The following is a 17,676-nucleotide window of genomic DNA, read 5'->3' as shown; positions in this document are numbered from 1 at the left end:
GACGCTGGCGTCATGGCGCACAGCAACGACCCCGAGGTGATCCGACGGCTGCTGACCACACCCGGGCGGTGGGCCGTGGTCGGCCTGTCGTCGAACCGAGCCCGGGCCGCGTACGGCGTCTCGGCGTACCTCGGCGGCATCGGCCACCAGATCGTCCCCGTGCACCCGAGCGCCGAGACGGTGCACGGCGCCTCGGGCGTGAGCTCGCTCGCCGAGGTGGACGGCCATGTCGACGTGGTCGACGTCTTCGTGAACAGCAGCCTGGCCGGCGAGGTGGTCGACCAGGCCATCGCGATCGGCGCGGGCGCGGTCTGGCTCCAGCTGGACGTCGTCGACGAGGACGCCGCGGCGCGTGCCGAGGCCGCCGGGCTCGACGTCGTCATGAACGCCTGCCCGGCCATCGAGGGCCCCCGACTCGGCCTGCGGTGACCCTGTGCCGGACGTCACGCGCACGGTGCCGGACAGGCGACCGCTCCCCCGGCTAGACTGACGTCGAATCTGGAGTTCGTCGCGTCCCCCTTCGAGGCGTCGCCACCACCGTTGTCGTCCATCTGACAGCGGTCGGGGCCCGCCTCTTGTTGTGAGGTCTAGGCACCGCGAGATGCGGTCGCCACTGGGTGGTCCGGGGCTGCGACCCGCTGTTCGCCGACCTGGTGCACGGTTCAGGGCTCCGCCCCGCGATGATCGGTTCCCCCTTTCCATGAGTTCTGTTGCGCCCTCTTCCATGCCCGAGAACGGCACCTTCGACGAGCTGGGCCTCCCCCCGGCGCTCGAGGCTGCGATCGCCGACCTCGGCTTCACCACTCCGTCCGCCATCCAGGCGCAGGCCGTCCCGGCCCTGCTGAGCGGCCGCGACATCGTCGGCGTCGCGCAGACCGGCACAGGCAAGACGGCCGCGTTCGGCCTGCCGCTGCTCGCGTCGATCGACCCCGACGTGCACGCCGTCCAGGCGGTCGTCCTGACCCCGACGCGCGAGCTCGCGATGCAGGTCGCCGACGCGATCCAGTCGTTCGCGACGCACCTGCCCGGCATGAACGTGCTCGCGGTCTACGGCGGCTCGCCGTTCCTGCCGCAGCAGCGCGCGCTGGCCCGTGGCGCGCAGGTGGTCGTCGGTACCCCCGGCCGCGTGCTCGACCACCTCGACCGCCGCACCCTGAAGATGGACGACGTCCGCTTCCTCGTGCTCGACGAGGCCGACGAGATGCTCCGCATGGGCTTCGCCGAGGACGTCGACCGCGTGCTGTCCGCCGCTCCCAAGGAGCGTCAGGTCGCCCTGTTCTCCGCGACGATGCCGCCGCCCATCCGCCGCGTCGCCGAGCAGCACCTGAGCCGTCCGGTCGAGATCACGGTCTCGCGCCAGGCGTCCACCGTGACCAGCGTCCGCCAGACCTACGCCGTCGTCCCCCACCGCCACAAGACCGGTGCGCTCGCCCGCGTGCTCGCCGTGTCCGAGGCCGACGCGGCGATCGTGTTCGTGCGCACCCGTGGTGCGGCCGAGGAGGTCGGCAGCGCGCTGGTCGAGCGCGGCATCTCCGCTGCGTACATCTCCGGCGACGTCGCCCAGACCGAGCGCGAGAAGATCGTCGACCGCCTGCGCACCGGCGCGCTCGACGTGCTCGTCGCCACCGACGTCGCGGCTCGCGGCCTCGACGTCGACCGCATCGGCCTCGTCGTGAACTTCGACGTGCCGCGCGAGCCCGAGACCTACGTGCACCGCATCGGCCGCACCGGACGCGCCGGCCGCGAGGGCGAGGCGCTGTCGTTCGTCACGCCCGCCGAGCAGTCGCGCCTGCGCCAGATCGAGCGGACCACGCGCCAGTCGCTGATCCAGGTCGAGATCCCCACGCCCGTCGAGGTCTCCGCGCACAAGGTCACCGGGCTGCTCGCCCGCACGGCCGAGCGCAAGGAGATCGGGCGTCTGGACCTCTACCGCGAGGCCATCGCCGTCCACCTGGCCCAGAACCCCGACGTCGACCCGGTCGACCTCCTTGCTGTCCTGACCGCCCTCGCGGTCGGCGACGAGGGCCCCGTGGCCGCGTCCGGCGACGACCTGGACGACGCCCTGTCGCGTGCGCACCTGACCGGTGGGAACGGCCGTGACCGCGACAACGAGCGAGGCTACGACCGTCCGGAGCGCGAGCGCCGCAACACCAGCACGCACATCGCCGGCGGGTCCCCGCGCTGGCGCGTGGCGGTCGGTCACCGTGACGGTCTCCAGCCGGGCGCCCTGGTCGGCGCGCTCACCGGTGAGGGTGGCCTGACCGGCAAGGACGTCGGCAAGATCGACATCTTCGGCAGCTTCGCGCTGGTCGACATCCCGGCCGGCCTGACCCCCGAGGTCATCGACCGTCTGGCGCGCACGCGCGTCGCCGGCCGTCCGCTGCGGATCCGTCAGGACACGGGCCCGCGTCCGGGCCAGGGCGCCTCGCGCCCCAGCCACGGCCCGGCCCGCGGCCGCAGCTGACGAACCCCTGAACGACGCCCTCGGCTCTTCGGAGCCGGGGGCGTCGTTCGTCTGACAGGCTCTGTCGGATGATCGACGACTTCGCCAAGGCCTACCTCCTCGACGACCTGCGCGACGTGCGCGGCTCGCTCCTGGCGACGCTGGACGGCCTGTCCGAGTACGACGTCCGCCGCCCGCTCACGGCGACCGGGACGAACCTGCTCGGCCTGGTCAAGCACCTGACCCTGTCGGAGGCGTGCTACCTCGGCCTGGTCTTCGATCGACCGTTCTCCGATCCGCTGCCGCGGTTCGACGAGCCGGGTTACGCGAACCGCGACCACATGTGGGTGTCGGAGCACGAGTCCCGCGCCGAGATCGTCGACCGGTACCAGCGCGCGTGCCGGCACGCCGACGACACGATCGAGGCGCTGCCGATCGACGCCCCCGGCCACGTGCCGTGGTGGCCGCGTCCCGACGTGCTCCTGCTCAACGTCATGGTCCACGTCCTGACCGAGACCAGCCGGCACGCCGGCCACGCCGACATCCTGCGTGAGGGGCTCGTCGGCCCGGGCCCGTCGCGCTACGACGACGCCGGCTGGGCAGCCCACCGCGCGCGGATCGAGGACGCCGCGCGGCGGGCGTGATCCGTCAGACGACGGCGTCGGCCACGGCGGCGACCAGCTCGTCGACGTCCGCCTCGGTCGTGTCGAACGAGCACATGAGGCGGACCTCGCCGGTGGCCACGTCCCAGTCGTAGAACCGCCACCGGCGTCGCAGCGCCTCGGCGACGCCCGCCGGGAACACGACGAAGACGCCGTTCGCCTGGGTGGGCCGCGTGACGTGCACCCCGGGCAGGCTCTCGATGCCCGTGCGGAGGCGCGCCGCCATCGCGTTCGCGTGCCCGGCGGACCGCAGCCACAGGTCGCCCTCGTACAGGGCGATCAGCTGCGCGGACACGAAGCGCATCTTCGAGGCGAGCTGCATGTCCATCTTGCGCAGGTAGGTCAGGCCGCCGTCGGCCTCCGGCGAGAGCACCACGACGGCCTCGCCGAACAGCAGCCCGTTCTTCGTCCCGCCGAGCGACACGAGGTCGACGCCCGCGTCGGTCGTGAACGCGCGCAGCGGGAGGTCGAGCGCGGCGGCCGCGTTGGAGATCCGGGCGCCGTCGAGGTGGAGCCGCATGTCCAGGGCGTGCGCCTGGTCGGCGAGGGCGCGGATCTCGTCGGGCGTGTAGAGCGTGCCGAGCTCGGTGCTCTGCGTGATCGAGACGACGCCCGGCTGGGCGCGGTGCTCGTCGCCGAACCCCCACGCCTGGGTGGCGACGAGGTCGGGCGTGAGCTTGCCGTCGGGCGTGCTGACGGTCAGCAGCTTGAGGGCGCCCATCCGCTCGGGCGCGCCGTTCTCGTCCGTGTGGATGTGGGCGGTCTCGGCGCACACCACGGCTCCCCAGCGCGGGAGCACCGACTGCAGCGACAGCACGTTGGCGCCCGTCCCGTTGAACACCGGGAACGCGGTGGCCGTCGGCCCGAAGTGCTCCTGGACCACGGTCTGGAGGCGTGCGGTGTACACGTCCTCGCCGTAGGCGGTCTGGTGGCCCCCGTTCGCCGCGGCGATCGCGGCGAGGATCTCGGGGTGGGTCCCTGCGTAGTTGTCGGAGGCGAAGTCGCGGCGGTCGGCGTCGTGCAGTCGGGTCACGGGCTCAAGTGTGCCCTGGGGCCGACCGTGCGGCATGATCCTGGCAACTCACGAGGAGGTGTCGGGTGCAGCACGACGACGTGGCCCCGGACGACGGCCGGACCGAGACAGCCAACGAGCGCGCCGACCGGAACTGGAACGAGCTGCTGCAGGAGCTGCGCGTCTCGCAGACCGGCACGCAGATCCTCACGGGCTTCCTGCTGACCATCCCGTTCCAGCAGCGGTTCGAGTCGCTGGACACCTACCAGCGCAACCTCTACCTCGTCCTGGTCGTCCTGGCCGTGCTCGCGACGGCGCTGCTGCTCACGCCCGTCAGCATGCACCGGGTGCTGTTCCGCCGACGCCTCAAGCCGCAGCTCGTCGCCTGGGGGAACGCGTTCGCCCGCGTGGGGCTGTTCGTGCTCGCCCTCGTGCTGGCCGGCGGCGCGATGCTGCTGTTCGACGTCGTCCTGGGCCGGACCGAGGGGCGGATCATCGGCGCCGCGTCGGTCGTCGTGCTCTTCGGGTGCTGGTGGGTGCTGCCGCAGGTCGTGGGGCGCCGGACACCCGACTAGGACGCGGCGGCGGCGCGGCAGGCCGCGCAGGTCCCGATGAGCTCGATGGTGTGCTCGACGTCGTCGAAGCCGTTGGCGGCGCCGACCTGGGCGGCCCAGGCCTCGGCCTGCCCGGCCTCGATCTCGACGGTCCGACCGCAGGACCGGCACACGAGGTGGTGGTGGTGGCTGCGCTGCTCGCAGAGGCGGTAGACCGACTCCCCCTCCTCCGTGCGCAGGACGTCGACGTCACCGTGCTCGGAGAGGCTCTGCACGGCCCGGTAGACGGTCGCCAGACCCACGCTCGAGCCACGCCGGCGGTGAGCTTCACGCGGAAGCCCGCGGGGATCTCGAGCTTCTCACCGGTCTGCGGGTTGATACCGGTGCGGGCACCACGCTCAGCGCGGGCGACGGCGAGGAAACCGGGGATCGTGACGGCCTCGCCCTTGGCAAGGTTCTCGACCACGACCTCCTGGAAGGCCTTCAGAGCCTTGTCGGCGTCCGTGTTGGTGAGGCCCGCCTTGGCGGCGAGGGCCTGGACGAGCTCGGTGCGGTTCACGCTCACTAGATGTGCTCCTTGTTCACTCGGGACATGCGGGCCCAGGTGCGGGCCGAGGTGTGCCCGGGCGTGCAGGGAGAACCGACTTGCCCGGGGACGACCGGCTGACACTAACCCGAGAACGGCCCTGGGACCGAGACGGGGCGTGTCGTGTCACCTGTGCGCACGCGCCAGCAGGTCGTCCAGGGGCCACGTCGTGATGATCCGGGCGGGGTCCAGGTCGTGCTGGGCGGCACGCTCGCAGCCCGCACCGAGCCAGTCCAGCTGACCCGGAGCGTGCGCGTCCGTGTCGATCGAGAACAGGCATCCGGCCTCGATCGCCACGTCCAGGAGCTCGTGCGGCGGGTCGAGCCGGTCGGGCCGGCAGTTGATCTCCACGGCGACGCCGTTCTCGGCGCAGGCGTCGAAGACCCGGCGGGCGTCGAACTCGCTCTGCGGGCGGCTCTTGCCCTTGATCTGGCGCCCCGTGCAGTGCCCGAGCACGTCGGTGCGCGGGTTGCGGACCGCGGCGAGCATCCGCTCGGTCATCGGTCCGCGGTCCATGCGCAGCTTCGAGTGCACCGACGCGACGACGACGTCCAGCTGGTCGAGCAGGTCCGGGTCCTGGTCCAGGCCGCCGTCGTCGAGGATGTCGACCTCGATGCCCGTCAGCACCCGGAACGGTCCTACCACCCGGTTCAGCGCGGCGACCTGGTCCAGCTGGGCTCGCAGTCGCGGTGCCGACAGCCCGTTCGCGACCGTGAGCCGGGGCGAGTGGTCCGTGATCGCCAGGTAGTCGTGCCCGAGCTCCATCGCGGCCAGCACCATCTCCTGGATCGGCGTGGACCCGTCGCTGGCCTCGGTGTGCGCGTGCAGGTCGCCCCGCAGCGCCCGGCGCAGCGCGGCCGCCGCGGGCTCCAGCGACGAGGACGCGTACTCCTCCTCGAGCGTGTCGAGGTACTCCACCGGCTTGCCCCGCAGCACGTGCGCGACCACGTCCGCGGTGCGTGCACCGACCGACGGCAGGGTCGCCAGCGCACCCGTGGTCTCGAGCACGGCCAGCCGCTTCGCGTCCTGCTTCTCGACGCTCACGGCAGCCTTGCGGAACGCCTCGCTGCGGTAGGCGCTCGCCTGGGCCCGCTCGAGCAGGAACGCGATCCGGCGCAGGGCCGCCACGGCGTCCGCCTGCCGGTCGGACGCCGAGCGGTCCGACGGGCTCACGACGCCTTGGACTTACGCTTCTTCGGCTCCTCCTTGGGAGCCTCGGCCGGCTCCTCACCCCGCGCGCTGCGGGCCTTCTCGACGCTGCGCTGCAGGGCCGCGAGCAGGTCGACGACGTCGCCGCCGCCCTCGCCGGACTCCTCCTCGCCGGGGGGCACGGGCACGGACTGGGTCTCGCCGGAGGAGACCTTGGCCTGGATCATCGCCTCGAGCGCGCCGGCGTACCGGTCCTCGTACTGGTTCGGGTCGAAGTCCGCGGCCAGCGAGTCGACGAGCGACGACGCCATCGCGAGCTCCTGCGGCCGGACCGTCACCTCGTCGTCGAGGACCGGGAAGTCGACGGCGCGGATCTCGTCGGGCCAGAGCAGGGTCTGCATGACGATGACCTTGTCGCGGACGCGAAGGATCGCCATCGACTCGCGCTGCCGCAGCGCCACCTTGACCACCGCGACGCGGTCGGCCTGCTCCAGCGCCCCGCGCAGCAGCGCGTACGGCTTTGCGGCGGTCTTCTCGGGCTCGAGGTAGTAGGTCTTCTGCAGCAGGATCGGGTCGACCTGGTCCACCGGCACGAACTCGAGCACCTCGATCTCGCGCTCCGTCGACAGCGGCAGGGAGCGGAAGTCCTCGTCGGTGAGCACGACCAGCTCGCCGTCCTCGGTCTCGTAGCCCTTCGCGATGTCCGACATCTCGACCGGCTCGCCGTCGATGCTGCAGAACTTGCGGTAGCGGATCCGGCCGCCGTCCTCGCGGTGCACCTGGTGCAGCGTCACCTCGTGCTCCCCCGTCGCCGAGTACAGGCGCACGGGGACGTTGACCAGCCCGAAGGCGACCGAGCCCTTCCAGATCGCTCGCATGGTGTGTGTGCCTTCCGTCCGTGTGAGGTTCGGTCGCGCGGCTGCTCTCCAGGCACGACTGCTACCAGGCAGGATGTACCCGTGGAGCCCATGCTCGCCACCCCCGCGACCGGTCCGACGGAGCTTCCGCGCGGCCCGCAGTGGTCGTACGAGGTCAAGTGGGACGGCGTCCGGGCGCTCTCGGACACCACGTCCGGTGCGCTGCGGCTGTGGAGCAGGCAGGAGCGCGAGATCACGCCCGCCTACCCGGAGCTGGCCGGACTGGTCGCGGTCCAGGACGCGATCCTGGACGGTGAGATCGTCCTGCTGGCCGACGGGATCCCCTCGTTCACGGCCCTGGCCGAGCGCATGCACGTGCGCGACGTGCGTCGGGCGGCCGCCCTCGCGGCGCGTCAGCCGGTGACGTTCATGGTGTTCGACGTCCTCCGGCTGGCGGGCGCCGACCTCACCCGGACGACCTACGACGACCGCCGCGCCGTCCTGCAGCAGCTCGAGCTGCCGGCGAACGTGCAGCTCTCGCCGGTCTACCCCGACGGCCAGGAGCTCTGGGGCGTGACCAAGCAGCTCGGGCTCGAGGGCGTCGTCGCCAAGAAGCGCTCGTCGTTCTACCACCCCGGCCGCCGGTCCGAGGAGTGGGTCAAGGCCCCGCACCGCCGGACCCGGGCGGTTCTCGTGTGCGGCTGGCGGGTCGAGACCACGGGATCCGGGCGGCTCGGGGCGGTCCTGTTCGGCGCCCGCGACGCGGACGGCAGGCTGCGCTACCTGGGACGGGCGGGCAGCGGGCTGAGCGGCGCGAAGGCGACGCGGATGCGGCAGCTGCTGGACGAGCACGCGCGGGACGGGTCGCCGTTCGACGAGGACATCCCGCCCGAGGATGCCCGTGGGACGCACTGGGTCGACCCTGTCGTCGTCGTCGACACCCTGTACCTGGCCCGCAACCCGACGGGGCGCCTGCGCCAGCCCGTGGTGCGCGGCGTGCGCACCGACACCGACGCCGATCCCTGGGAGCAGCCGTGACGCCTGAACGGCAGATGGTGGACGTGGAGGGCCGTGCGGTCCGCGTGAGCCACCTGGAGAAGGTCATGTACCCCGCGACGGGGATGACCAAGGCCGAGGTCATGAACTACTCGGTCGGCGTCGCGCCGGCGCTGCTCGCGCAGCTGAAGGACCGGCCCGTGACCCGCATCCGCTGGCCCGACGGCGTGGACGGCGAGAAGTTCTTCGAGAAGAACACGCCCCGCGGGGCGCCGGCATGGGTCCGTCGGCAGAAGATCAGCGCCGCCCCGGGCTCCGACGACGAGGGCACGGTGCTGGAGCTGCCCTTCCTCGACGACCTCGCGGGACTCGTCTGGGCCGCGAACCAGGGCGCGCTGGAGCTGCACACCCCGCAGTGGCGGGTCGGGCCGCGCGGGGCGATCCACAAGCCGGACCGGCTCGTCGTCGACCTCGACCCCGGTCCCCCGGCCGGCCTGGACGCCTGCGCCAAGGTCGCGCACCTCGTCGCCGACCGGCTGCGCCAGGACGGGCTCGACGTGATCGTGCCCGTGACCTCGGGCAGCAAGGGCATGCAGCTGTACGCGCCGCTGCCGGGCACCCAGAGCGTCATGGAGGTGCGGCAGTACGCCCACGACCTGGCCTACGAGATCGCGGCGGCCAACTCGAGCCTCGTCGTCGCGATCATGAAGAAGGACCTGCGCGGCGGCAAGGTGCTGATCGACTGGTCCCAGAACCACCCGGCGAAGACCACGATCACGCCCTACTCCTTGCGCGGCCGTGAGTACCCGCACGTCGCGGCGCCCCGCTGGTGGGACGAGATCGGACCCGGCCTGAAGCAGCTGACACCCGACGAGGTGGTCGCGCGGTACGCGGAGAAGGGCGACCCCTTCGCGTGAGCGATGGCGAGACCGCGACACCTTTGGCACGGTGGCGTGACACACAGATCCGAGGAGTCGTCATGGCACTGCCCAAGTACACCGTCCCGTCCCTGACCGCCCAGCAGGGAGCCGACGTCGCCGCGGTCCTGCAGCAGCGGCTCGACGCGCTGAACGACCTGGCGCTCACCCTCAAGCACATCCACTGGAACGTCGTCGGACCGCACTTCATCGCGGTGCACGAGATGATCGACCCGCAGGTGGACGCCGTGCGGCTCATGGTCGACGCGATCGCCGAGCGCATCGCGACCCTGGGGGTCGCTCCGGTGGGCACTCCGGGCGCGCTGGTGAAGAACCGCACCTGGGACGACTACTCGATCGGGCGGGACAGCGCGATCGCGCACCTCGGCGCTCTCGACGTGGTCTACGTCGGCGTCATCACCGATCACCGCAAGGCCGCCACCGACGTCGAGGAGATCGACGACGTGACGAACGACCTGCTGATCGGGCACCTGCACGAGCTCGAGCTGTTCCACTGGTTCGTGCGCGCGCACCTCGAGTCCGTGGGCGGCGAGCTGACCACCGGCACCTCCTCCACCGAGAAGTCCTCGGCCAAGAAAGCCGCCACGAAGGACAGTGCGTGACGGCTGAGGTGCGCAGCGCGCGTCCGCACGTCGCGGCGCGCCTCGAGAGCGCGCTCGACCGGCGCGTGGCCAGCCGGCTGCGCCGGCGCGGCTGGACGGTCCGGATCGAGCCGTACGCCAGCTACGGCGCCCCGGGCTGGGTCCGCGTCATGGCGCGGGCCCTGCTGGCGGCGCCCATCGTGCGCGACGAGGACCTCCCCGGCGCGGGCGGGAACGCGCAGGCCGGCGAGCCTGCCGCTCCCGCCCTGCGCGGGTGGCGCAGCTTCGCGACCGCGCAGGTCTCGGACGCGGTGATCGACGTCCACGTGGGCGGCCGGGTGCACCACGTCACGACGGACCGCGGCGGGTACGTCGACGTCGTCCTGACCGCGGACCTCGACCCTGGGTGGCACGACATCCGGCTGACCACGCAGGACGGCGCCACGGCGACCGCGCCGGTGCACGTGATCGGGCCCGAGGTGCGGTTCGGCATCGTCAGCGACATCGACGACACGGTGATGGTCACGCGCCTGCCCCGTCCTCTCGTCGCGGCGTGGAACGTGTTCATGCGGCACGAGAACGCGCGCGAGCCCGTTCCGGGCATGTCGTCCCTGTACTCCGAGCTGCTGGACCGCGACGAACGGCTCCCGGTCGTGTACCTGTCCACCGGCGCGTGGAACGCGGCGCCGACGGTCGGCCGGTTCCTGCGCGAGTACCGGTTCCCCGCCGGGCCGCTGCTCATGACCGACTGGGGTCCGACGAACAGCGGGTGGTTCCGCAGCGGGCCGGCCCACAAGATCGCGCAGCTGCGCCGCCTCATGCGGGAGCTGCCGCACGTCCGCTGGATCCTCGTGGGCGACGACGGGCAGCGCGACCCGCAGATCTACGCGGGTGCCGCGCAGCACCACCCGGAGCACGTGCTCGCCATCCTGATCCGTCAGCTGACGTTCGGCGAGCACGTCCTGGCGCACGGCGTCCCCGCGCCGACGACCGACTCGCTGCGCGCCGAGCGCCGGGCGAGCCTCGACGGCATCGCGGTGATCCAGGGTCCGGACGGGCAGTCGTTGGCGCGTCAGCTGCGGGCGCGCGGGATCCGGCTGACCTGACCGCTCAGAGGCGCTCGGGGTCGTCCCACTCGTCGCTGCTGGCGATCGCCTCGTCGTCGGCCTCGAGCTCGACGGAGTGCAGGGAGCGCGGCGCGCGCGACGGGTTGCCGCCCGAGCGGGCGTCGGCCGCGTCGAGATCGGCCTGCGACTGCAGGCGGTCCGCCAGGTGCTCGGCGGACGGGTCGGAGGTCAGGTCCCGGTCGGCGGTCATGACTTCGTTCTACCCCGCTCCGGTCCTCGGTGCACGCACGAACCACTGGTGGGCACAAGTGTGACGTAGGCCCGCGACCAAGATCACAGGCGCCGGACATGGAGGTATCTCGACGTCAACATACGATCGAAGACGTGGCGCACAGCGAAGAAACGGTAGACGTCGTCCTCGTCGGCGGCGGGATCATGAGCGCCACGCTGGCCGCTCTGATCACCACCCTCGAGCCCACCTGGACCGTCGAGATCCACGAGGTCCGGCCCGGTCTGGCCCAGGAGAGCACGAACGCCTGGAACAACGCGGGCACGGGCCACGCCGCCCTCTGCGAGCTCAACTACACGCCCGAGCGTCCCGACGGCTCGATCGACATCAGCAAGGCCGTCGCGATCAACGAGCAGTTCGAGCTGTCCCGCGAGCTGTGGAACCACCTGGCCACCGCGGACCGGCTGCCGGGCGGTGACGGCTTCCTGTCGAGCACCCCGCACATGACGTTCGTGCGTGGCGAGGCCAACGCGGACTACCTGCGTCGCCGCTACGAGACGCTGCGGACGCACCCGCTCTTCGACGACATCGAGTTCAGCACCGATCCCGAGCAGATCGCCCGGTGGGCCCCGCTGCTCATGGCCGACCGCGGCGGCGACGAGGTCGTCGCCGCGACCCGCTCGGCCGCCGGCACCGACGTCGACTTCGGCCGCCTGACCAACGCGATGGTCACCGACGCGGTCGCCCGCGGCGCCCGTCTGCACCTCGAGAGCGAGGTCACGCGGCTCTCGCAGCGGCGCGACGGCACCTGGCGCCTGCGCATCAAGGACCGTCGCTGGAACGGTCATGTGCGTTCCCGCAAGGTCAGCGCCCGGTTCGTGTTCATCGGCGCGGGCGGTGGCGCCCTGCGGCTCCTGCAGCGCTCGGGCATCCCGGAGGCGCGCGGGTTCGGCGGGTTCCCGATCAGCGGGCAGTTCCTGCGCACGACCAACCCGGAGCTCGTCGCGGCGCACCAGGCCAAGGTCTACGGCAAGGCCGACGTGGGCGCTCCCCCGATGTCGGTCCCGCACCTCGACGCCCGCGTGGTCGACGGCGGCTCGGCGCTGATGTTCGGCCCGTACGCGGGCTGGAGCATGAAGTTCCTCAAGAACGGCTCGTGGACCGACCTGCTGCGCTCCGTGCGCCCGGGCAACCTGGTCCCGATGCTCGCGGTCGGCGTGAAGAACCTCGACCTGGTCAAGTACCTCGTCGGAGAGGTGACGGCCAACGACACCGACCGGCTCCGCACGCTGCGCGCGTTCATGCCCGGCGCGCACCCCCGCGACTGGGAGCTCATCACCGCCGGCCAGCGCGTCCAGGTGATCAAGAGGGACAAGAAGCTCGGCGGCGTGCTCGAGTTCGGCACCGAGCTCGTCACGTCGGCCGACGGCTCGATCGCCGGCCTGCTCGGCGCCTCGCCGGGTGCGTCGACCGCCGTCGCGACGATGCTGGACCTGCTCGAGCGCTGCTTCCCCGACCGGTCGCAGGAGTGGCAGCCCCGGCTGCGCGCCATGATGCCGAGCCTCGGCGGCGGCGCGTGGGACGAGTCGTTCGAGCTCGACCAGCTCGACCAGGAGATGGAAGAGCTGCACTCCGAGCGATGAGGGACGATGGGGCCGTGTCGTACGAGACCCCACCTGCCGTCAGCGCCGAGATGCGGCACGCCAAGCTGCGTGCCGCGACCGAGCACACCACCGTCGGTCAGGTCGTCCAGACAGACGACGGCCGCGTCACCATCGGCTGCGCGTGCGGGATGGTGCTGAGCAACGGCCCGACCTGGTCGCTCGACGAGCACATCCGCCTGCACCGCGCCGAGGCACGGTTCCTGGCGCTGGCCGCGGTCGCGCCGACCGGGATCCCCCGGCTCGTGGAGTGGCCCCTGCGCTAGACGTGGGCCAGGTCGTCGTCGTCCTCGTGCTCGTGCGGCAGACCCAGCTCGTGGGCGCGTTCGTGCGCCTCGCGGGCCGCGATGCGCGCCTGCACGTCCGCGCGACGCAGCGGCGGCACGGTCGTGGGCGGCTGACGGCGCTCGGGCAGCTCGTCGAGCAGCCGGGCGGTGATCGCGGCGATCTCCGCGACGGCAGCCTCGAACGGGTCGCGCGTCTTGTCGGTGAGCGTCTGGACCCCCGTCACCTTGCGCACGTACTGGCGCGCGGCGGCGGTGATCTCCTCGGACGTGGCGGGCGGCTCGAGGCCGCGCAGCGTGGTGATGTTCCGGCACATGCCACCGACGCTACGCGGCGATCCCCCGGGTCTCCAGGGCGAGCAGGGTCAGCTTGGCGTCCGCTCCCCCGGCGTACTGCCCCGGGGAGCCGTCCGAGCGGACCACGCGGTGGCAGGGCAGGACGAGCGGCAGCGGGTTGAGCGCGCACGCCGTCCCGACCGCGCGGACCGCCTTCGGGCTGCCGGCCCGGGTGGCCATCTCGGCGTAGCTCGCGGTCCGGCCGTAGGCGATGTCGGGCAGGTGCTCGACCACCGCCCGGCGGAACCCCCGCAGCAGCCGCAGGTCGAGCGGCACGTCGAACGCGCTGCGGCGGCCGGCGAAGTACTCGTCGAGCTCGCGGGCGACGTCGTCCAGCCGTCCGGGTGCTTCGAGCACCCGCGGACTGATCTCGTCGGAGAGCGCCTGCAGGACCGCCTCGTGGTCCTGCACCGCGAACGCGACCCGGACCAGGCCCTCGCCGGTGCGGGCCAGCAGCAGGGTGCCGACCGGGCTGTCCATCGTCCGGTAGGCGACGTCGACCAGCGCATCCGCCTCGAGCCGTGCGTGCAGGCGTGCCAGGTCGGAGGGGTCGACCGCCGTCAGGAGGCCGGTCGGTGTCTCGTCGCTCATCGTCGTCCTCCGTCGATGCCGGGGTAGGTCCTGCGCAGGGTCGCGATGCCGTCCGAGCCGGCGCGCCGAGCGGCCGCGGCCGTCCCGCCGAGCAGCGCGGCGACGTCGTCGTAGGGCAGGCCGCCGAGGTGGTGGTAGGCGACGACGTGCCGCTGCTTGTCGGGCAGGGCGGCCAGCGCCGACCACAGGTCCAGGTCGCGGCCGTCGTGCGCGGTCGGTCGGTCCGGGACGTCGGCCACCGGGACGGCCTGGCGGGCGGCCCGGCGGACGACGTCGATCGCCTTGCGGTGCGCGATGGTCACCAGCCACGCCTCGACGTTCGCGTCGGCGGGCAGGTCCGGGTACGCGCGCAGCGCGGAAAGGAACGTCTCCGACCAGGCGTCGTCGGCGTCCACGGGACCGACGACCGCGCGACAGACGCGCAGCACGGTGGGCCCGTGCGCAGCGACCACCCGCTCGAAGGGTTGTTTCACGCTCACAGTGTGCAGACGCGCGACGGTCGCCGCGTGTGAGGTCCGACTTCTAGGGTGGTGCTCGTGACGAACCTCGAGGTGCGACCGGTCCCCGAGCTGTGCGACCTGGTGCCGACGCACGGTCCCGTGGTCGAGCTCCATCCGTCGCGCGACGTGCCGCTGGGCGGGGTGCGCGCCATGCGGGTGCGCCGGACGCTCCCGCAGCGCGGCCTCCCGCTGGTCGGCGCCTGGTGCTTCCTCGACGAGTTCGGTCCGCAGAACGTCGACATGCGGGTGCTCCCCCACCCGCACACGGGCCTGCAGACGGTCACGTGGCCGATCGCGGGCGAGATCCTGCACCGCGACAGCGTCGGCTCCGAGGCGATCGTCCGGCCAGGGCAGCTGAACCTCATGACCGCCGGCCACGGGGTGTCGCACTCGGAGTTCTCGCTGGGCTCCGAGCCTCTGCTGCACGCCGCACAGCTGTGGGTCGCGCTGCCCGACCCGGTGTCGCAGGGTGGCCCCGGGTTCGAGCAGGTGAGCGACCTGCCGGTCTGGGAGGCGCCCGGGGTCCGGGCGACCGTCTTCATCGGGCAGGTCGACGGTCTCGCGTCGCCGGCACGGGTGCACACGCCCCTCCTGGGCGCCGAGGTCACGGTCGACGCCGGGGCCTCGGCCGAGATCCCCCTCGTCCCCGGGTTCGAGCACGCCGTCCTCGTCGTCGACGGGGCGCTCGAGGTCGCGGGAACGCCTCATGAGCCCAGCGGTCTGCTCTACCTCGGGGACGGCCGCGCGTCGGTGCACCTGCGGTCCCGGGACGGGGCGCGGGTGCTGCTCCTCGGCGGGGCGCCGTTCGAGCACGACCTCGTGATGTGGTGGAACTTCGTCGGCCGCGACCACGCCGACATCGCGGCCGCACGTGCCGACTGGGAATCACCCGACCGTGCGGAGCGCTTCGGTGTGGTGCAGGGTCACGGCGACCTGCGCATCCCCGCACCGGAGCTGCCGAACATCCGCCTGCAGCCCCGCCGCCGCCGGCCCCCGAAGGAGTCCGTGTGACCGAGCTTCCCGTCCGCTCCCGACTGGTCGCGACCGCCTTGGCCGACGCGGGCGTCACCGGCGTCGTGCGTGAGCTGCCCGACTCCGCGCGGACCGCGCCCGAGGCGGCTGCGGCGCTCGGGGTCGAGGTGGGTGCCATCGCGAACAGCCTCATCTTCTGGGCCGACGACGAACCGCTGCTGGTGCTGACGAGCGGGCGGCACCGGGTCGACACGGCCGCACTCGCGGTCGCGCTGGGCAAGGGACACATCGCCCGCGCCACGCCGGACCAGGTGCGCGCCGCGACCGGGCAGGCCATCGGCGGCGTCGCCCCGGTGGGCCACCCGGCGCCCGTCGAGACGGTCGTCGACGTCGCGCTCGCTGACTATCCGCAGGTCTGGGCGGCCGGCGGCACGCCGCACACGATCTTCCCGACGTCGTTCGACGAGCTGGTCCGCGTCACCGCGGGTCGTGCCCTCGTCGTCGGCGACTGACAATTCGGGCTGCGGAGCACAGACTGTGGGTGAAGGAACGAGCCGAGGGAGTCATGTGGAGCAGGTGCAACGCCAACCGGTCCTCCTGACGGTCGACGACGACCCGGTCGTGTCCCGGTCGGTCGCACGTGACCTGCGACGCCACTACGGCGAGCACTTCCGCGTGGTGCGCGCCGAGTCGGGCGCCGCGGCGCTGGACGCGTGCCGGGAGCTGAAGCTGCGGGGCGACCAGGTCGCGATCCTGCTCGCGGACCACCGGATGCCGGACATGAACGGCCTGGAGTTCCTCGAGCAGGCCATGGACCTCTTCCCGTACGCGCGACGCATCCTGCTCACCGCCTACGCCGACACGGACGTGGCGATCGACGCGGTCAACGTCATCGACCTCGACCACTACCTGCTCAAGCCGTGGGACCCGCCGGAGGAGAAGTTCTACCCGGTCATCGACGCGCAGCTCAAGGCGTGGAAGACGACCTCGCGCAAGGCCGTCCCCGAGACGAAGGTCGTCGGGCACCGCTGGTCGGCGCGGTCGTCCGAGGTGCGGGAGTTCCTCGCCCGCAACCAGGTGGCGTACCGCTGGTACGCGTCCGACGAGCCCGAGGGTCGGCGGCTCCTGGAGGTCGCGGGCGCCGACGGCCTTGACCTCCCGCTGGTGATCACCACGGCGGCGAAGGCCCTCGTCGCCCCCACCGACGCCGAGCTCGCGGCCGAGGTCGGGCTCTCGGTCGCACCGACCGAGGAGTTCTACGACCTCGTCGTCATCGGCGGCGGCCCGGCCGGGCTCAGCGCCGCGCTGTACGGGGCGTCGGAGGGTCTGCGGACGGCGCTCGTCGAGCGGTCGGCGACTGGCGGCCAGGCGGGGCAGAGCTCGCGCATCGAGAACTACCTCGGCTTCCCCGACGGGGTGTCCGGTGCGCAGCTGACGGACCGCGCGCGGCGGCAGGCACTGAAGTTCGGCGCCGAGATCGTGCTGACCCAGGACGCGGTCGGGCTCGAGGTGAACGGCGCCGCACGGTCGGTCCTGTTCGCCGACGGCAGCTCCGTCGACGCACACACGGTGATCCTGGCCAGCGGCGTCGCCTACCGGGAGCTCGACGGCCCGGGCATCGGTGCCCTCACCGGTCGCGGCGTGTACTACGGGTCGGCCCTCACCGAGGCGACCGCATGCTCCGACAAGGACATCTACATCGTCGGCGGCGCCAACTCGGCCGGCCAGGCGGCGATGTTCCTGTCCGCCCACGCGCGCTCGGTGACTCTCGTCGTCCGGGCGCCGTCCCTGACGCAGTCGATGTCGCACTACCTGATCGAGCAGGTGGAGCGGAACCCGCGGATCCGGGTGGTCACGCAGACCGAGGTCGTCGAGGCCGTCGGGGACGACCACCTCGAGCAGCTCGTGCTGCGCGACATCGGCACGGGCGAGAAGCGCACGGTCGACACGGGCTGGCTGTTCGTGTTCATCGGCGCCGCCCCGCTGACGACCTGGCTCGACGGCGTGGTCGACCGCGACTCGCACGGCTTCGTCTGCGCGGGGCACGACCTGCTCGTCGACGGGCAGACGCCCGACTCGTGGCCGCTCGACCGGCCGCCATACCACCTGGAGACCAGCGTCCCCGGGGTGTTCGCGGCCGGCGACGTGCGCGCCGAGTCCGCCAAGCGTGTGGCCAGCGCCGTCGGTGAGGGCGCCATGGCCGTCATGTTGGTCCACCGCTATCTGGAGCAGCTGTGACCATCACCCTCCACCGCTAC

21 protein-coding genes and 1 pseudogene are annotated in these 17,676 nt (G+C 72.5%); 13 read left to right on the top strand and 9 right to left on the bottom strand.

Annotation, left to right across the window (positions count from 1 at the left end; genetic code table 11):
• Positions 1-12 precede the first annotated feature (12 nt).
• From AC1DUE_RS10490 to AC1DUE_RS10480, 3 genes are all read left to right on the top strand, one after another.
• Positions 13-429 (top strand): CoA-binding protein, encoded by a 417-nt coding sequence (locus AC1DUE_RS10490; protein WP_477039357.1) that lies wholly within the window; start codon positions 13-15, stop codon positions 427-429.
• A 295-nt stretch (positions 430-724) separates the two neighbouring features.
• On the top strand, positions 725-2,464 hold the full coding sequence (locus tag AC1DUE_RS10485) for a DEAD/DEAH box helicase (protein WP_477039356.1): 1,740 nt from the start codon (positions 725-727) through the stop codon (positions 2,462-2,464).
• A 68-nt stretch (positions 2,465-2,532) separates the two neighbouring features.
• A complete protein-coding gene (locus AC1DUE_RS10480) occupies positions 2,533-3,087 on the top strand; it encodes a DinB family protein (protein WP_477039355.1) in 555 nt (184 codons plus the stop codon).
• Positions 3,088-3,091: 4 nt separating this feature from the next.
• On the opposite strand, the gene AC1DUE_RS10475 is transcribed toward AC1DUE_RS10480, so the two are convergent.
• Positions 3,092-4,174, bottom strand: a complete 1,083-nt coding sequence (locus AC1DUE_RS10475) for a threonine aldolase family protein (protein WP_477039354.1) — start codon at positions 4,172-4,174, stop codon at positions 3,092-3,094.
• Between the two features lie 29 nt (positions 4,175-4,203).
• Here AC1DUE_RS10475 and AC1DUE_RS10470 point away from each other — a divergent pair, with 29 nt between their 5' ends.
• Entirely contained in the window at positions 4,204-4,692 is a 489-nt protein-coding gene (locus AC1DUE_RS10470) for a DUF6328 family protein (RefSeq protein WP_477039353.1), read from the top strand.
• On the opposite strand, the gene AC1DUE_RS10465 is transcribed toward AC1DUE_RS10470, so the two are convergent.
• The 4 genes and pseudogenes from AC1DUE_RS10465 to ku form a co-directional block, all read right to left on the bottom strand.
• On the bottom strand, positions 4,689-4,973 hold the full coding sequence (locus tag AC1DUE_RS10465; RefSeq protein ID WP_477039352.1) for a Fur family transcriptional regulator: 285 nt from the start codon (positions 4,971-4,973) through the stop codon (positions 4,689-4,691). The two genes, AC1DUE_RS10470 and AC1DUE_RS10465, sit on opposite strands and share 4 nt — an antisense overlap.
• A gap of 71 nt (positions 4,974-5,044) precedes the next feature.
• A pseudogene (locus AC1DUE_RS10460) lies at positions 5,045-5,230 on the bottom strand (HU family DNA-binding protein); the annotation flags it as partial.
• A 153-nt stretch (positions 5,231-5,383) separates the two neighbouring features.
• Complete coding sequence (locus tag AC1DUE_RS10455) at positions 5,384-6,430, bottom strand: PHP domain-containing protein (protein WP_477039351.1); 1,047 nt, start codon at positions 6,428-6,430, stop codon at positions 5,384-5,386.
• On the bottom strand, positions 6,427-7,284 hold the full coding sequence (ku, locus tag AC1DUE_RS10450; RefSeq protein ID WP_477039350.1) for a non-homologous end joining protein Ku: 858 nt from the start codon (positions 7,282-7,284) through the stop codon (positions 6,427-6,429). The genes AC1DUE_RS10455 and ku overlap by 4 nt, the downstream gene beginning before the upstream one ends.
• 90 nt (positions 7,285-7,374) lie before the next feature.
• Here ku and ligD (AC1DUE_RS10445) point away from each other — a divergent pair, with 90 nt between their 5' ends.
• From ligD (AC1DUE_RS10445) to AC1DUE_RS10430, 4 genes are all read left to right on the top strand, one after another.
• On the top strand, positions 7,375-8,301 hold the full coding sequence (gene ligD, locus AC1DUE_RS10445; RefSeq protein WP_477039458.1) for a non-homologous end-joining DNA ligase: 927 nt from the start codon (positions 7,375-7,377) through the stop codon (positions 8,299-8,301).
• Positions 8,298-9,176, top strand: a complete 879-nt coding sequence (gene ligD, locus AC1DUE_RS10440; RefSeq protein ID WP_477039349.1) for a non-homologous end-joining DNA ligase — start codon at positions 8,298-8,300, stop codon at positions 9,174-9,176. Before ligD (AC1DUE_RS10445) ends, ligD (AC1DUE_RS10440) begins: the two co-directional genes overlap by 4 nt.
• A gap of 62 nt (positions 9,177-9,238) precedes the next feature.
• Entirely contained in the window at positions 9,239-9,799 is a 561-nt protein-coding gene (locus AC1DUE_RS10435; protein ID WP_477039348.1) for a Dps family protein, read from the top strand.
• A complete protein-coding gene (locus AC1DUE_RS10430) occupies positions 9,796-10,884 on the top strand; it encodes an App1 family protein (protein WP_477039347.1) in 1,089 nt (362 codons plus the stop codon). Before AC1DUE_RS10435 ends, AC1DUE_RS10430 begins: the two co-directional genes overlap by 4 nt.
• Positions 10,885-10,888: 4 nt before the next feature.
• Here the strand turns inward: AC1DUE_RS10430 and AC1DUE_RS10425 are convergent, their stop codons facing one another.
• Positions 10,889-11,095 (bottom strand): hypothetical protein, encoded by a 207-nt coding sequence (locus AC1DUE_RS10425; RefSeq protein ID WP_477039346.1) that lies wholly within the window; start codon positions 11,093-11,095, stop codon positions 10,889-10,891.
• Between the two features lie 98 nt (positions 11,096-11,193).
• Here AC1DUE_RS10425 and mqo point away from each other — a divergent pair, with 98 nt between their 5' ends.
• Together mqo and AC1DUE_RS10415 are read left to right on the top strand one after the other, a co-directional pair.
• Positions 11,194-12,717: a malate dehydrogenase (quinone) gene (gene mqo, locus AC1DUE_RS10420; protein WP_477039345.1), complete on the top strand. Its 1,524-nt coding sequence runs from the start codon at positions 11,194-11,196 to the stop codon at positions 12,715-12,717.
• Positions 12,718-12,731: 14 nt separating this feature from the next.
• Positions 12,732-13,001 (top strand): hypothetical protein, encoded by a 270-nt coding sequence (locus tag AC1DUE_RS10415; RefSeq protein WP_477039344.1) that lies wholly within the window; start codon positions 12,732-12,734, stop codon positions 12,999-13,001.
• Here AC1DUE_RS10415 and AC1DUE_RS10410 read toward each other — a convergent pair.
• From AC1DUE_RS10410 to AC1DUE_RS10400, 3 genes are read right to left on the bottom strand one after another with little or no spacing between them, the layout of a single operon-like run.
• Positions 12,998-13,336 (bottom strand): DUF2277 domain-containing protein, encoded by a 339-nt coding sequence (locus AC1DUE_RS10410; RefSeq protein WP_477039343.1) that lies wholly within the window; start codon positions 13,334-13,336, stop codon positions 12,998-13,000. The two genes, AC1DUE_RS10415 and AC1DUE_RS10410, sit on opposite strands and share 4 nt — an antisense overlap.
• A gap of 10 nt (positions 13,337-13,346) precedes the next feature.
• Positions 13,347-13,946 carry a methylated-DNA--[protein]-cysteine S-methyltransferase gene (locus tag AC1DUE_RS10405; protein WP_477039342.1) on the bottom strand — a complete coding sequence of 200 codons (600 nt, stop codon included), beginning with the start codon at positions 13,944-13,946 and terminating at the stop codon, positions 13,347-13,349.
• Positions 13,943-14,419: an RNA polymerase sigma factor gene (locus tag AC1DUE_RS10400; RefSeq protein ID WP_477039341.1), complete on the bottom strand. Its 477-nt coding sequence runs from the start codon at positions 14,417-14,419 to the stop codon at positions 13,943-13,945. Before AC1DUE_RS10400 ends, AC1DUE_RS10405 begins: the two co-directional genes overlap by 4 nt.
• 63 nt (positions 14,420-14,482) lie before the next feature.
• Between AC1DUE_RS10400 and AC1DUE_RS10395 the strand changes: the two genes are divergently transcribed.
• From AC1DUE_RS10395 to AC1DUE_RS10385, 3 genes are read left to right on the top strand one after another with little or no spacing between them, the layout of a single operon-like run.
• Entirely contained in the window at positions 14,483-15,457 is a 975-nt protein-coding gene (locus tag AC1DUE_RS10395) for a pirin family protein (protein WP_477039340.1), read from the top strand.
• On the top strand, positions 15,454-15,930 hold the full coding sequence (locus AC1DUE_RS10390; protein ID WP_477039339.1) for a YbaK/EbsC family protein: 477 nt from the start codon (positions 15,454-15,456) through the stop codon (positions 15,928-15,930). The genes AC1DUE_RS10395 and AC1DUE_RS10390 overlap by 4 nt, the downstream gene beginning before the upstream one ends.
• Before the next feature lie 55 nt (positions 15,931-15,985).
• On the top strand, positions 15,986-17,656 hold the full coding sequence (locus AC1DUE_RS10385) for an NAD(P)/FAD-dependent oxidoreductase (RefSeq protein ID WP_477039338.1): 1,671 nt from the start codon (positions 15,986-15,988) through the stop codon (positions 17,654-17,656).
• Positions 17,657-17,676: the final 20 nt, after the last annotated feature.

The sequence above is a fragment of the Cellulomonas sp. P4_A2 genome (assembly GCF_056402515.1).
This window is presented reverse-complemented; position numbering and strand designations above follow the sequence as displayed.